14 protein-coding genes are annotated in these 14,117 nt (G+C 70.7%); 4 read left to right on the forward strand and 10 right to left on the reverse strand.

Features of this window, described 5'->3' with window-relative positions; translation table 11 throughout:
• Positions 1 to 57 precede the first annotated feature (57 nt).
• A complete protein-coding gene (locus AB0E85_RS25855; protein WP_361931558.1) occupies positions 58 to 840 on the forward strand; it encodes an alpha/beta fold hydrolase in 783 nt (260 codons plus the stop codon).
• 60 nt (positions 841 to 900) lie between these two features.
• Here AB0E85_RS25855 and mnmA read toward each other — a convergent pair whose 3' ends face one another.
• Positions 901 to 2,031 carry a tRNA 2-thiouridine(34) synthase MnmA gene (mnmA, locus tag AB0E85_RS25860; protein ID WP_361931561.1) on the reverse strand — a complete coding sequence of 377 codons (1,131 nt, stop codon included), beginning with the start codon at positions 2,029 to 2,031 and terminating at the stop codon, positions 901 to 903.
• 60 nt (positions 2,032 to 2,091) lie between these two features.
• Here mnmA and AB0E85_RS25865 point away from each other — a divergent pair, with 60 nt between their 5' ends.
• Positions 2,092 to 2,757, forward strand: a complete 666-nt coding sequence (locus AB0E85_RS25865) for a peptidoglycan recognition family protein (protein WP_361931564.1) — start codon at positions 2,092 to 2,094, stop codon at positions 2,755 to 2,757.
• A 168-nt stretch (positions 2,758 to 2,925) separates the two neighbouring features.
• Here the strand turns inward: AB0E85_RS25865 and AB0E85_RS25870 are convergent, their stop codons facing one another.
• The 3 genes from AB0E85_RS25870 to AB0E85_RS25880 all read right to left on the reverse strand — a co-directional run bounded on the left by AB0E85_RS25870 (position 2,926) and on the right by AB0E85_RS25880 (position 4,717).
• Entirely contained in the window at positions 2,926 to 4,095 is a 1,170-nt protein-coding gene (locus AB0E85_RS25870; RefSeq protein ID WP_361931566.1) for a cysteine desulfurase family protein, read from the reverse strand.
• A 140-nt stretch (positions 4,096 to 4,235) separates the two neighbouring features.
• Positions 4,236 to 4,502, reverse strand: a complete 267-nt coding sequence (locus tag AB0E85_RS25875; protein ID WP_361931569.1) for a DUF4190 domain-containing protein — start codon at positions 4,500 to 4,502, stop codon at positions 4,236 to 4,238.
• Between the two features lie 50 nt (positions 4,503 to 4,552).
• Positions 4,553 to 4,717, reverse strand: a complete 165-nt coding sequence (locus tag AB0E85_RS25880) for a hypothetical protein (RefSeq protein WP_361931572.1) — start codon at positions 4,715 to 4,717, stop codon at positions 4,553 to 4,555.
• Between the two features lie 116 nt (positions 4,718 to 4,833).
• On the opposite strand from AB0E85_RS25880, the gene AB0E85_RS25885 reads away from it, so the two are divergent.
• Positions 4,834 to 5,472, forward strand: a complete 639-nt coding sequence (locus AB0E85_RS25885; protein WP_361931575.1) for a TetR family transcriptional regulator — start codon at positions 4,834 to 4,836, stop codon at positions 5,470 to 5,472.
• 600 nt (positions 5,473 to 6,072) lie between these two features.
• On the opposite strand, the gene AB0E85_RS25890 is transcribed toward AB0E85_RS25885, so the two are convergent.
• On the reverse strand, positions 6,073 to 6,933 hold the full coding sequence (locus tag AB0E85_RS25890) for a thioesterase family protein (protein WP_361931578.1): 861 nt from the start codon (positions 6,931 to 6,933) through the stop codon (positions 6,073 to 6,075).
• 147 nt (positions 6,934 to 7,080) lie between these two features.
• Between AB0E85_RS25890 and AB0E85_RS25895 the strand changes: the two genes are divergently transcribed.
• A complete protein-coding gene (locus tag AB0E85_RS25895; protein WP_361931581.1) occupies positions 7,081 to 8,316 on the forward strand; it encodes an alpha/beta hydrolase-fold protein in 1,236 nt (411 codons plus the stop codon).
• Here AB0E85_RS25895 and AB0E85_RS25900 read toward each other — a convergent pair.
• The 5 genes from AB0E85_RS25900 to AB0E85_RS25920 form a co-directional block, all read right to left on the reverse strand.
• A complete protein-coding gene (locus AB0E85_RS25900) occupies positions 8,207 to 8,881 on the reverse strand; it encodes a trimeric intracellular cation channel family protein (RefSeq protein ID WP_361931584.1) in 675 nt (224 codons plus the stop codon). The genes AB0E85_RS25895 and AB0E85_RS25900 overlap by 110 nt on opposite strands.
• Before the next feature lie 70 nt (positions 8,882 to 8,951).
• Positions 8,952 to 10,196, reverse strand: a complete 1,245-nt coding sequence (locus tag AB0E85_RS25905; protein WP_361931587.1) for a dipeptide ABC transporter ATP-binding protein — start codon at positions 10,194 to 10,196, stop codon at positions 8,952 to 8,954.
• Positions 10,193 to 11,287: an ABC transporter ATP-binding protein gene (locus AB0E85_RS25910; protein WP_361931590.1), complete on the reverse strand. Its 1,095-nt coding sequence runs from the start codon at positions 11,285 to 11,287 to the stop codon at positions 10,193 to 10,195. The genes AB0E85_RS25905 and AB0E85_RS25910 overlap by 4 nt, the downstream gene beginning before the upstream one ends.
• Positions 11,284 to 12,291: an ABC transporter permease gene (locus AB0E85_RS25915; RefSeq protein WP_361931593.1), complete on the reverse strand. Its 1,008-nt coding sequence runs from the start codon at positions 12,289 to 12,291 to the stop codon at positions 11,284 to 11,286. The genes AB0E85_RS25910 and AB0E85_RS25915 overlap by 4 nt, the downstream gene beginning before the upstream one ends.
• A gap of 69 nt (positions 12,292 to 12,360) precedes the next feature.
• A complete protein-coding gene (locus AB0E85_RS25920) occupies positions 12,361 to 14,112 on the reverse strand; it encodes an ABC transporter substrate-binding protein (protein ID WP_361931596.1) in 1,752 nt (583 codons plus the stop codon).
• Positions 14,113 to 14,117: the final 5 nt, after the last annotated feature.

Consider the following 14,117-nt stretch of genomic DNA (forward strand, 5'->3'; position numbering starts at 1 on the left):
CTGACGCGCCGCCCGCCTCACCGATGAAGACCGCGCCGTGCGGCAGTCTGCATGAGCATGGACAAGAAGATCCTTTCGCGCGACGGCACCCGCATCGCCTACGAGAGCACCGGCCGCGGTCCCGCGGTCGTCCTGGTGAGCGGCGCGATGTCGACGGGCGGCACCCTGGCGCCGCTCGCCGTGTCGCTCTCGGAGCGTTTCCAGGCCGTGGTGTACGACCGCCGGGGCCGCGGCGCCAGCGCGGACACCGCGCCGTACGCCGTGGAGCGTGAGGTCGAGGACCTGGCCGCGGTGATCGAGGCGGTGGGGGGCGAGGCACTCCTGTACGGCATCTCCTCGGGCGGCGCTCTGGCGCTGGAGGCGGCGGCGAGCGGGCTGCCGGTGCGGCGCGTGGCCGTCTACGAGACGCCGTTCGCGATGTCCGAGGAGGGCGCCAGAGAGCGCGCGCAGTACACCGAGCGGCTGACGGAGGCACTCGGCGAGGGGCGGCGCGGGGACGCGGTCGAGCTGTTCCTGCGCCTGACCGGTCTGGCCGAGGGGATGATCCAGGGCGCCCGCCAGTCCCCCATGTGGGCCGGGATGGAGGCGATGGCCACGAGCCTCGCCTACGACGACGCCGTGATGGGTGACGGCACCGTCCCCCGTTCCCGGCTGGGCTCGGTCGGCGTCCCCGTCCTGGCGGTGGCGGGCGACGCGAGCCCGGAGTGGCTGCGCGAGGCCGCCCGGGCGATCGCGGACTCCGTCCCGGAGGGCACGTACCGCACGCTCCAGGGGCAGACGCACATGGTCGAGCCGAACGTGCTGGCGCCGGTGCTGACGGAGTTCTTCAGCCGGGACTGAGACGACGGGCGGTGCGGGGGCACGCGCGCGTGGAGTCCGCGCCCGGGTGCCGCGGCGGGATCAGGCCACGCCCGCCGGCGCCCGGGTCGTCGCAGCGATCGTCGCCGAGCCCACCACGCGCGTGCCGTCGTACAGCACGATCGCCTGGCCGGGGGCGACGCCGCGGACGGGCTCGGCGAACGTGACCTCCAGGGAGCCGTCGACGAGTTCGGCGGTCACCTCGGTCTCGCCGCCGTGGGCGCGCAGCTGGGCCGTGTAGGTGCCGGGGCCGGTGGGGGCGGCGCCGCACCAGCGCGGCTTGACGGCCGTGAGGGCGCTGACGTCCAGGGCGGAGGCCGGGCCGACGGTCACGGTGTTGTCCACGGGTGAGATGTCGAGGACGTAGCGCGGCTTGCCGTCGGGGGCGGGGGTGCCGATGCGCAGGCCCTTGCGCTGGCCGATGGTGAAACCGTACGCGCCCTCGTGCGTGCCTAGCTTGGCGCCGGACTCGTCGACGATGTCGCCCTCGGCCTTGCCCAGCCGCTTCGCCAGGAAGCCCTGGGTGTCGCCGTCGGCGATGAAGCAGATGTCGTGCGAGTCGGGCTTCTTGGCCACGGCCAGGCCCCTGCGCTCGGCCTCGGCGCGGATCTCGTCCTTGGTGGTGACGGTGTCGCCGAGCGGGAACAGGGCGTGGGCGAGCTGCCGGTCGTCGAGCACGCCGAGGACGTACGACTGGTCCTTGGCCATGTCGGAGGCGCGGTGCAGCTCGCGGGTGCCGTCCTCGCGCACGATCACCTGGGCGTAGTGGCCCGTGCAGACCGCGTCGAAGCCCAGCGCGAGCGCCTTGTCGAGCAGGGCGGCGAACTTGATCTTCTCGTTGCAGCGCAGGCAGGGGTTGGGGGTGCGGCCGGCCTCGTACTCGGCGACGAAGTCCTCGACGACGTCCTCACGGAAGCGGTCGGCGAGGTCCCACACGTAGAACGGGATGCCGATGACGTCCGCGGCGCGGCGGGCGTCGCGTGAGTCCTCGATGGTGCAGCAGCCGCGCGCGCCGGTCCGGAAGGATTGGGGGTTGGCGGAGAGGGCGAGGTGGACGCCGGTCACGTCGTGGCCCGCTTCGGCCGCGCGGGCGGCGGCGACGGCGGAGTCGACACCGCCGGACATGGCGGCCAGGACGCGGAGGGGGCGGGGGCGCTGCGGGGTCTCAGTCATAACCCTTCCAGGGTACGGGGGCGCGGGAACCAGGACCGCCGGGTATCCGTTGACGATCACATGGGACAGCGGAAGGCTTCGAGGGACGGCGACCGGAAGGTCGGCCGCCGCGCGCTGCTGATCGGTGGCACGGTGGCCGCGGCGGGCTCCGCCGTGCTGGCCCGGGACGAACTGGCGCGGCTGTGGTGGCGCACTCCGGGTGTCGAGAAGCCGCGCGAGGCGGGCGCGGTCGACTACACGGGCGCGCGCTGGGTGGCGGCGTCGGACGCGAACTGGCGGCGCGCGGACCGCCCCGACGACTTCGGCATAGACATGGTGATCGTCCATGTCACGCAGGGCAGCTTCGACAGCGCGGTGAAGGCCTTCCGGGACCCGGGGCACAAGGCGGCCACGCACTACATCGTCCGCCAGGACGGGCACGTCACGCAGATGATCCGCGAGCTGGACGTGGCCTACCACGCGGGCAACCGCGACTACAACGAACGCAGTGTCGGCATCGAGCACGAGGGCTTCGTGGACCGCCCGCAGGACCTCACGGACGAGATGTACGAGGCCTCGGCCCGTCTCACGGCCCGGATCTGCGCCCGCTACGACATACCCGTCGACCGCGAGCACATCATCGGCCACGTGGAGGTCCCGGGCACGGACCACACGGACCCCGGCCCGCACTGGGACTGGGACAAGTACATGCGCCTGGTGCGCCGGGCGCGCACGACGCCGACCTGACCGCTCGGCACGGGGAGGCGACGAGCGCGGAGGCCGGCGGGCCCTGGCCCACGGCACCGGGCCACGCCCGGTGGGGGAACGACAGGGCGAAGGCGGCTGCCGGCATCACCAGGAATCCGCAGACCAGGGCACGCGCCGACACACCGGGCGCCCCTCCCCTGCCGGGCGCTACGTCAGCCCCGCCGCCCGGGCCCGTTCCACCGCCGGGCCGATGGCCTTCGCCAGGGCCTCGACGTCGGCCTCGGTGGAGGTGTGGCCGAGGGAGAAGCGCAGGGTGCCGCGGGCCAGGTCGGGGTCGGTGCCGGTGGCGAGGAGGACATGACTGGGCTGGGCGACGCCCGCGGTACAGGCGGAGCCGGTTGAGCACTCGATGCCCTGGGCGTCGAGGAGGAGCAGCAGGGAGTCGCCCTCGCAGCCGGGGAAGGTGAAGTGCGCGTTGGCGGGGAGGCGCCCCTCCGGGTCCGGGTCGCCGCCGAGGATCGCATCCGGCACGGCGGAACGGACCGCGCTGACGAGGGAGTCGCGCAGGGCGCCGATCTCGCGGGCGAACCACTCGCGCTGCTCGGCGGCGAGCCGCCCGGCGACGGCGAAGGAGGCGATGGCCGGGACGTCGAGCGTTCCGGAGCGCACATGGCGTTCCTGACCTCCGCCGTGCAGGACCGGTACGGGGGTGTGCTCACGGCCGAGGAGCAGCGCGCCGATGCCGTAGGGGCCGCCGATCTTGTGGCCGGAGACGGTCATCGCGGCGAGGCCGGAGGCGGCGAAGTCGACGGGGATCTGACCGAAGGCCTGGACGGCGTCGGAGTGCAGCGGGACTCCGAACTCGGCTGCCACCTCGGCGAGTTCACGGACGGGCAGAATCGTCCCGATCTCGTTGTTCGCCCACATGACGGTGGCGAGGGCCACGTCGTCGGGGTTGCGGGCGATCGCCTCGCGCAGGGCGTCCGGGTGGACGCGGCCGTGGGAGTCGACGGGCAGGTACTCGACGGTGGCGCCCTCGTGTTCGCCGAGCCAGTGCACGGCGTCGAGGACCGCGTGGTGCTCGACGGGGCTGGCGAGGACGCGGGTGCGGGCCGGGTCGGCGTCACGGCGTGACCAGTAGAGGCCCTTGACGGCGAGATTGTCGGCCTCCGTGCCGCCCGAGGTGAGGACGACCTCGCTGGGGCGGGCGCCGAGGGCTTCGGCGAGGGTCTCGCGGGCCTCCTCGACGGTGCGGCGGGCCTGCCTGCCGGATGCGTGGAGGGAGGACGCGTTGCCGGTGGCACCCAGCTGCGCGGTGAGCGCCTCTGCCGCCTCCGGGAGCATCGGGGTGGTCGCGGCGTGGTCGAGGTAAGCCATGGTGAGCCCGATTCTACGGCTCCCCTTCGACGCGCCTCAGAGCAAGGCTGGCCGAACGTGGACCGCCTTACGGCGCTGCGACGGCCCGTCGTCCCCGGGCCCGGCCGCGGCGTACCGGCTCACGGTTGTCCGACGGCGGCTCAGAAGCTCCACGAGATGGTGCTGTCGAACTCCATGAAGGCGGCGAGGACCAGCAGGTCGGCGACGCCCAGGCCCAGACCCAGCAGTGCGCGGCCGCGGCGCTCGGTGCCACGCCACAGGGCGACGCTCGCCAGCACGATGGCGATCGGGCCGAGGAAGAGGTTGAGCACGAGCAGACCGAGCAGGCCGAGGATGAAGGACGCGACGGCCATGCCGTCGGTGTCACGGAAACCGGTGCGGCGCGAGGCCGGAGCGGTGAGCTGCATGGTGATCGACTCCCGAAGACGGATCGAAGGGGTGGCGGACGGTGTCGGTGTCAGTGGGCCTGCGTGTGGCGGCGGCGACCGCGCTCGCGGAGCGCGAAGATGCCGAGCCAGACGGCGATGACGGCGCCTGCGGCCAGGGAGAAGGTGAGCGGCGCGTGGGCCACGGTGCCCAGGACGACACCCAGCAGCAGGAGCGCGGCGACGATGAACAGCATGGGAAACAGCCCCCAGGGTTTCGGTGAACGGTTGTGGTTACAGTTGTTCACTGACTTCCCAGTCTAGCGCTTCTCATGACTTTCCAATTCCAGAGAACAGTTGTTAACTGCATGGTATGAGTCACACCCTCGGCATCCGGCAGGCCCAGAAGCAGAAGACCCGGCAGGCGCTCCTGGACGCGGCCCTGGCGCTGCTGGAGGAGCAGAGCCTGAGCAGCCTGGGACTGCGCGAGGTCACCCGCGCCGTCGGCGTCGCCCCAACCGCCTTCTACCGCCACTTCCGCTCCACGGCGGATCTGGGCGTGGCCCTGGTCGAGGAGGCGCTGGGCAGCCTGCACCCGATGATCCGGACGACGGTGTCCACGACGGGCGATCCCGAGGAACGCGTCGCGCGCGCCATCGACCTGATCGCCCGTCACGTCGACGGGTACCCCGCCCATGTCCGGTTCATCGCCCGTGAGCGGCATGGCGGAGTCCAGCCGGTCCGGGAGGCGATACGGGGCCAACTGGCCCGCTTCGCCCAGGAGGTCAAGGCCGAGCTGGCCAAGGACCCGGTGTCGCACGGCTGGAGCGAGGACGACCTGCTGATGCTCGCGCACCTCTACGTCGACCAGATGCTGAGCACGGCGTCGCTGTTCCTGGAGGCCCTGGAGGGGCCGGAAGAGGAGCGCGCGGACCGGACCCGGCACGTCACGCAGCTGGCGACCCGCCAGATGCGACTGATCGGCCTCGGCCGGCAGCACTGGCTGGATTGAGCCCCTCGTACAACGCACGAGGGCGGCGCGCCCGTTCGCCGGACGCGCCGCCCCCGCCCTGCGTCTACCCCTGAGCCCGACCACCCGCGGCCTGTCCGCCGCCCGGGGCGCCGCAGCCGCCTCCCTGCCCGCCACCGGGACCATCAGGGCCGCCCTGCCCGCCTCCCGGCGCACCGCCGGGCATCCCCGAAGGAGCCGCGGACGGCGTACCCGTCACCTTCGCACCCGCGGAGGGAGCACCCGACGGGCCCTCCGAGGGCACACCGGAAGGAGCACCGCTCGGAGCACCCGAGGGAGCACCCGAAGGGACACCCGAAGGAGCACCGCCCGGAGCACCCGAAGCCGCCCCCGAAGGTGCCTGGCAGACCTGCCCCCGCCCGGAGCCACCGCCGCCGTCCGAGGACGACGAGGAGCCGCCCGAGCCGCAGGCCACCAGGGCCAGGGGCGAGAGCGCCGGCAGGGTCACGGCGGGAAGGAGACGCACACGCTTCATGGGACAGCTCCAGGGAGGTCGGGGGAGTCCTGAGGCGAGCACTCGAACAGCGCCGCCTCGGCTTCCCTGGGGACCGGCCTGTGAACCGCCTGCCAGCGGGGCGAAGTTCAGCCCAGCCGGACCCGCGCCAGCTGCCGGGACTGGGCGACCAGCCGGTCCGCGCTGTCCCACACCTCGGCGTCCTCCTCCAGGAAGCCGCCGGCGAGGTTGCGTGTGGTGATCGCGACCCGCAGCGGACCCGGCGCCGGACGGCAGCGCACGTGCACGGTCAGCTCGACGGTCGGCACCCACCCCTTGAGTCCGAGCTCGAAGGCGGTCGGGGGCAGGGCGTCGACCGCCAGCAGCAGGGAGAGCGGGTCGGGGTCGCGACCGTCCTTCAGGCCGAACCAGGCCCGCATCTCGCCCTTGCCGGACGGCTGCCCGAGGGCCCAGCCGAGGGTGGCGGGGTCGAGCTTGAGCATCAGGCGCTCGGTGATCGCCGAGCTGCCGTCCACGGGGGCGGGTCCGTCCTCCGGGCCGAAGCAGTGCTCCATCGGCGGGATCGCGGGGGGCCGGGCCGTCGTGCGGACGTCGTCGGGCAGGGTGCCCAGGTCGCCGTAGGAGGCCAGCACGCGGATGCGTTCCACCTCGCGGCCCTCGTCGTCGTACTGGAAGAGGGAGGCCTGGCCGGTCGACAGGGTGCGGCCGGTGCGGACGACGTCCGTGCGGACGACCGCCGGGCCGGGCTGCGAGGCGGTCAGGTAGTGCGCCGAGATCGTGAAGGGGTCGGCGTGCGGCAGGGCGTCCGCCAGCGCGCGGCCCAGAACGGCCAGCAAGTAGCCGCCGTTGACGGCGCTGATGATCGTCCAGCCGGCGGAGAGGTCGATGTCGTAGACGCCGGGCGCGCGGCGGGTGAGCGCGGTGTCGCGGTCGAACTCGCTGTCGCCGATCGTGGCCCGGGCGGCCGGGGCGGTGGCTGCTTCTGGCATGGCTGAACAGTACAAGATGTTGCTACTAAGCGGTAGCTTTGCGAACCGGGCAGGCATGGGTCATACCTTGGTGAGACAGGGGCAACTTCTCGGTAAGTGTCCGACCGGCCCGTGAACCCCCGCACCGGCCCCGCCCTCTGTAGGGGCATGAGCCTCACCGGAACACCGTTCCTCTGCACGCTGGTCGTGCTCTCCGTCGCCGCCGTCGTCACTCCGCTGGTCCTCTGGTCGCGCATCCGCGGGCCCAGGGCCCTGCGCACCGCGGCCCGGGCGCTGATGCTGCTGTTCGCGCAGGGGACGGCCGTGGCCCTGGTCTTCACGCTGGTCAACAACGCCAACGACCTGTACGACAACTGGGCCGACCTGCTCGGCACCGGCGACCACGTGCAGCAGGCGGCGAATCTGGGCGCCGACGGCACCGGCGGCATCGCGCTCACGAAGCTGCCCGAGGTACGGCAGACCTTCAAGCCGGCCACCGGCCCCGGGATGAGCGCGGCCGGCGGGGTGCGGGTGACCCAGCTCAGGGGACGGGTGTCGGGGGTGAACGCCGAGGTCTACGTCTGGCTGCCGCCCCAGTACCGCGAACCGGCCTACCGGCACTACCGGTTCCCGGTCGTGGAACTGCTGCCCGGCTATCCCGGTTCGGCGAAGGCGTGGTTCGGGTCGCTGCACGCGCACGAGCAGCTGGAGCCGCTGATGCGCGACGGCCGGGTGGCGCCGTTCATCCTCGTCGCGCCCCGCACCAACCTGCTGGCCGGGGTGGACACCGGCTGCGCCAACATCCCGGGCACGGTCGACGCCGACACCTGGCTCAGTGTCGACGTGCCGAGGATGGTCATGGACAACTTCCGCGCCCAGTCCGCCCCGCGGGGCTGGGCCGTCGCCGGCTACTCGGCCGGGGCGCACTGCGCGGCCCGGCTCGCCATCGCCCACCCCGGCCGCTACCGGGCGGCCGTGAGCCTGTCCGGTTACAACGACCCGATCGGCGAACGCGACTCGCTCACCGCGCAGAGCCCCGCCCTGCGCTCGGAGAACAACCCGTACCTGATGCTGCGCAGGTCGCCCGTCCCGCCGCGCGTCGCGCTGTACCTGTCCGGCCAGCCGCACGACGGCTACGAGGCCGCCGTGGCCCTGGAACAGGCCGCGAAGGCGCCGACGACCGTGCACGTGGTGTACATCCCGAAGAGCGCGGGCGGTCACAACATGGCGCTGTGGCGGCCACAGGTGGTCCCGGTGTTCCGCTGGCTGACCCAGCAGATGGGTGCCCGGCCCGTCACGGCAGGACGGGCTGCTCCTCCTCGCTCACCGTCGAGCGCCGGTGCCACGCCCGCGGAGCTCGCCAGTGGTACCGCATCGCGAGCAGGCGCAGTACGAAGGCGGTGATCACCGCGAGAGAGCTGGTGAGCGGGTTCAGGGCGTCGTACTGAATGCACAGGGCGACCAGGGCGGAGCCGACGATGGCCGGGACGGCGTAGAGGTCGCGGTCCCAGCGCAGCAGTGAGGGGACCTCGTTGGCGAGCACGTCCCGCAGCACACCGCCGCCCACGGCGGTGGTCAGTCCCAGACCGGCGGAGGCGGTCAGGCCGAGCCCGTACTCGTACGCCTTGATCGTGCCGGCGACGCAGAACAGGCCGAGGCCGGCCGCGTCGAAGATGTTCACCGCGACCTGGATGCGCTCCACCTGGGGGTGCAGGAAGAAGACGAGGAGGGTGGCGAGCAGCGGGGTGAGGAAGTACCCCAGGTCCGTGAAGGCGGCGGGCGGTACGGCCCCGATGACCAGGTCCCGGAAGAGCCCGCCGCCCAGCGCGGTGACCTCGGCGAGGACGGCCATGCCGAACACGTCGAAGTTCTTGCGCACGGCCAGCAGGGCGCCGGAGATCGCGAAGACGAAGATGCCGATCAGGTCGAGCGTGTGCTGGACGGACGGGCTGAAGAGTTGCTGGAGCACCCGAACATTTTTACCTGCCAGAGCGCCGCTGCCTTGATTCTCAAGGCAGCGGCGCTCTGGCATTGCAGGGTCACCTGCCTTCGGGCTCCTCAGAGCCAGACTCCGCCACCTTCTTCACGGGCGTTTCCGCCTCTGTCCCGGCGGCCTCCGGCTCCCTGTGCGCCGCCGCTGCCGCCGACGTCTGCGCCGACTCGGCCGGCGCCTCGTCGGCGACCAGTGCCGCCGCCTCCTTTGCCACGGACAGCAGCACCGTGTCCTGCGGCTGCTGGTCCTCGAAGTTCTCCGGGTGGTGGCACGCCACCCGCTGGCCGGGCCGCAGCTCCGCCAGCGGCGGCTCGGTCGTCTTGCAGATCTGCGTCGCCTTCCAGCACCGGGTGTGGAATCGGCAGCCGCTCGGCGGGGCGATCGGTGAAGGCACGTCACCGCGGAGCAGGATGCGCTCGCTCCTCGCTGTACGTCGCTTGGGGTCCGGGATCGGCACCGCCGACATCAGCGCCTTGGTGTACGGGTGCATGGGCGACGTGTAGAGCGCGTCCCGGTCAGCGAGCTCGACGATCTTGCCGAGGTACATCACCGCGACGCGGTCGGACACGTGGCGCACGACGGAGAGGTCGTGGGCAATGATCACGTAGGTCAGGCCGAGCTCGTCCTGAAGGTCGTCCATCAGGTTCACGACCTGCGCCTGGATCGACACGTCGAGCGCGGACACGGGCTCGTCCGCCACGACCATACGCGGCTTCAGCGCGAGCGCCCGGGCGATGCCGATGCGCTGGCGCTGACCGCCGGAGAACTCGTGCGGATAGCGGTTGTAGTGCTCCGGGCTCAGACCCACCAGTTCCAGGAGGCGCTGGACCTCCTTCTTGATCCCGCCTTCGGGCTCGACGCCCTGGAGCCTGAACGGCGCGGAGACGATCGTGCCGATGGTGTGCCGGGGATTCAGCGAGCCGTACGGGTCCTGGAAGATCATCTGCACGTCGCGGCGCAACGGGCGCATCCCGCTCGTGCCGAGGTGCGTGATGTCCGTACCGTCGAACTCGATCTTCCCGCCGCTGGGTTCGAGCAGCCGGGTGATGAGACGGCCCATGGTCGACTTGCCGCAGCCGGACTCGCCGACGACGCCGAGGGTCTCGCCGCGGCGGACCTCGAAGTCGATGCCGTCCACGGCCTTGACCGCCCCGACCTGCCGTTGCAGCAGGCCCTTCTTGACGGGGAAGTGCTTGACCAGCCCCTCGACCTTGAGCAGCGGTTTCTCGTCTGCGGCCGGCTTCTCGGTCCGCGCGGCCGACGTCCCGGCCCGGGTCTCAGTCTCGCTCACAGCTTCGGCGCAATCTCTTCGGTCCAGATCCGGCTGCGGTCCTCCTGCGACAGGTGACAGGCGACATGGTGCCTGCCACCGACCTCGCGCAGCTCCGGGCGCTCGGTGCGGGTGACCCCGCCCTTGGGGACGTCGGCGTACGGGCAGCGCGGGTGGAACGCGCACCCCGACGGAACGTTGATGAGGCTGGGCGGCTGGCCCTTGACCGGGATGAGCCGGTCTGCCTGCGCCCGGTCGATGCGCGGCATGGAACCGAGCAGACCCCAGGTGTAGGGGTGTTGCGGCTCATAGAAGATCTTGTCGACGGGGCCGCGCTCCACGCATCGCCCGCCGTACATCACGAGGATGTCGTCCGCGATCTCGGCGACCACGCCGAGATCGTGCGTGATGATGATGACCGCGGAGCCGAACTCCTTCTGCAGGTCCCGGATGAGGTCCAGGATCTGTGCCTGCACGGTGACGTCGAGGGCCGTGGTCGGCTCGTCCGCGATCAGCAGTTCCGGGTTGTTGACCAGGGCCATGGCGATCATGGCACGCTGGCGCATACCGCCGGAGAACTCGTGCGGGTAGTTGTCGACGCGCTTGGCGGGCTCGGGAATGCCGACCCGGTCGAGCAGTTCGACCGCGCGCTTGCGGGCGGTCTTCTTGTCGACCTTGTTGTGGACGCGGTACGCCTCGACGATCTGGTTGCCGACCGTGTAGTACGGATGCATCGCGGACAGCGGGTCCTGGAAGATCATCGCCATCTCGCGGCCGCGCAGCCTGCGCACCTCGTCGGGGCTCGCCGAGACGAGCTCCTTGCCGTCGAGCCAGATCTCCCCGGACACCTGCACGTTCTTGCCCCGGTTGCCCAGGCGGTGCAGACCGAGGACGGCCAACGAGGTCACGGACTTGCCGGAGCCGGATTCGCCCACGATGCCGAGGGTCTCGCCCTTCTCCAGTTGGAAGGAGAGGCCGTCGACGGACTTCACCAGGCCGTCGTCGGTGGGAAAGTGCACCCTGAGGTCGCGCACATCCAGGAAGGACCGGGGAGTCCCGCCTGCCGGCGTGGGCTCGCCGACGGCGGCCTCGGTCTTGGACAGTTCGGTCACGAGAGCCTCACCCGCGGGTCGATCGTGGCGTACAGCAGGTCCACCACAAGGTTCATGAAGACGACGAAGAACGCCGCGAGCAGGGTCACCCCCAGGATCGGGGGCAGGTCGTTGGCAGTGATCGCCTGAACCGCGTACTCGCCGATGCCGTGCAGGGAGAACACCGTCTCGGTGATGACGGCACCGCCGAGCAGCAGGCCGATGTCCATGCCGAAGACCGTCACCAGCGGCGTCAACGCGGCCCGCAGACCGTGCCGGACGACCACCTTGCGCTCACGCAGGCCCTTGGCCCGGGCGGTGCGGATGAAGTCCTCGCTCATGGTTTCCAGCATGCCGGAGCGGGTCAGGCGGGCGTAGATGGCCGAGTAGAGCAGTGCCAGCGAACACCACGGCAGGAAAAGGGTGTTGGCCCACTGGGACGGGTTCTCGGTGAACGGGACGTACGTTCTGCCGAAGATACCCAGCTGGTAACTGAACACCAGCAGCGCCAGCTGCCCGGTGAAGAACATGGGCAGGGAGACGCCCGCCAGCGCCACGCCCATGGCGGAGCGGTCGAAGAACGAGCCCGGCTTGAGAGCGGAGATGACACCGGCGGTGATGCCGCCGACCAGCCACAGCACGGCGGCGCCGATGGCCAGCGAGAGGGTGACCGGCAGCCGTTCGGTCAGCTGGGGCCATACCTCGATGTGGTCCTTGAAGGAGTAACCGAAGCAGGGTGCGTCGCAGCGGACGGTGGTGGGGCCGAGGTCGTATGTGGCGCCGGAGACGATCCCCTTGATGAAGTCCCAGTACTGGACGTAGACCGGCTGGTCGAGACCGAGGTTCGCCTTGACCGCCGCGATGTCCTCCGGCGAGGGGTTCTTGCCGATGTACTGCTGTGCCAGCTGGTCGGCGGTCTGCCCGGCGAGCTTCGGCAGGATGAAGAAGATGCCGAAGGTGACCGCGGTGACGACGAGCAGCAGGATGAGCGCCGCGATCGTCCGGCGGATGATGTACGAGATCACGAGGACCGGCGCCGGCGCCCGCGGAGCACGAGGTCCGCGGGCGCCAATGCCTTCACCTGCCTTCCGGGGCTACTTCTCGGCGGTGCCGACGTTGAGGTAGTCGTACTGGCCGCTCCAGGCGGACGACGACACCAGGTTGGTGGCGTGCGGCGAGCGGTACAGCAGGACCTTGAAGTAGGTCAGCGGCACGATGGCGGCCTGCTCCATCATCTTCTGGTCGACCTCCGTGTACGCCTTGGTACGGGCGGCCTCGTCGGTGTTGCCGATCGCCTCGTCCAGCAGCTTGTTGATCTGCGGGTCGTCCAGCTCGGACAGGTTGGTGTTGCCGGACTGGCTGACGGCCTTGCCGTGCGCGATCTGCTGAAGGAAGCCATAGCCGGTGGGCCAGTCGGCGCCCCACTGCATCATCATCAGGCCGATGTTGTTCTTCTCGTTGAACTTGGGCACGCCCGCGTAGTCGGAGAAGTACTTGCCGGACGGGTACTGCTTGATGTCCGCGTCGATGCCGACCTTCTTCAGCGCGCCGACGATGGCGGTGGCCGCGTCGACCTCGCCCTGCCGGTCGGTGCGGGCGGAGATGGAGGTCTTGAAGCCGCCCTCCTTGCCGCAGGCCTTCAGGTGCTCCTTGGCCTTGGTGACGTCACCCTTGTTGCCCTTGGTGGCGTACAGGTCGGCCTTCTGGTAGCCCGTGACGTCGGTGGGCAGGACGGTGGTGGCGATGTCACCGCGGATCGGGCCGCCCATCGCGGTCTGCACGGCGGTCTTGTCGATCGCGTACTCGACCGCCTTGCGGCACTCGACGTTGTCGAACGGCGCCAGCTTGGTGTTGATCGCCGTGTAGATGAGGCGACCGCCCAGCGCGTTGTCCGTGTTGGCCATCTGGGCCTTGTCGTTCAGGATCTGCGCCTGGGTCTGCGCGTCGACACCCGTGCCCTGGATGTCGATCATCGTGTCCCCGGACATCACGTCCTTGTCGATGGTGGCCTTGTTGACCTTGAGGTTCACCACGATCTTGTCCGGGTACTGCTTGCGCAGCGGGTCCGTCTTGGCGTCCCACTCGGGGTTGCGGACCAGGACGACCTGCTTGCCCTCCTCGTACTTCTCGAACTTGTACGAGCCGGAGGAGACGACCTTCTTGGTGTAGTCGACACCCGTGTCCTTGGCCCGCGGCACGGGGGCCGTCTGCGGGGCGCTGACGAGGTAGTCGAACTCCGCGAAGGCCTTGTTCAGGCGGAAGACGATGGTGTTGTCGTCCGGGGTCTCGATGGACGAGATGCCCTTTTCGCTCTTGTCCTTGTACGGGCCCTTGTAGTCGTCCGGGTTGTCCAGCAGGTTCTGGAAGTAGTTGGGGCCGAGCGAGAGCACGTCACGCGCGAAGTTCGAACGCTCCACGGCGTACTTGACGTCCTTGGAGGTGACCGCGGTCCCGTCCTCGAACTTGACGCCCTGACGGATCTTGTACGTCCAGGTCTTGCCGCCGTCGCTGGGCGTGCCCGCGCTCTCGGCGAGGTCCGGGACGAGCTCGTTGCCCTTCTCACCGGGGCCGGGCTTGAAGGTCATCAGGGGACGCGCGTAGAGGCGGCTGAAGTTGTAGCCGTACGCGTAGTACATGTTGCCCGGGTCCAGGGACTCGGGGGCGTCGGCGCTCGCGTAGGTGACCGTTCCGCCCTTGTGGGTGGAGGCGTTCACCACTCCCTTGGTCGCGGCGTTCGCACCGGCGCCCTTGGGCGTGTCGGCGCCGTCGTCGGCCTTGCTGCAGCCCGCAAGAAGCAGGCCGGCGCTACTGGCGACCGCAATCGCGGCCATTGCTGACCTTCGCATGATGG

Origin of the sequence: Streptomyces sp. NPDC029044 (assembly GCF_040637495.1) — a bacterium.
Lineage (GTDB): Bacteria > Actinomycetota > Actinomycetes > Streptomycetales > Streptomycetaceae > Streptomyces.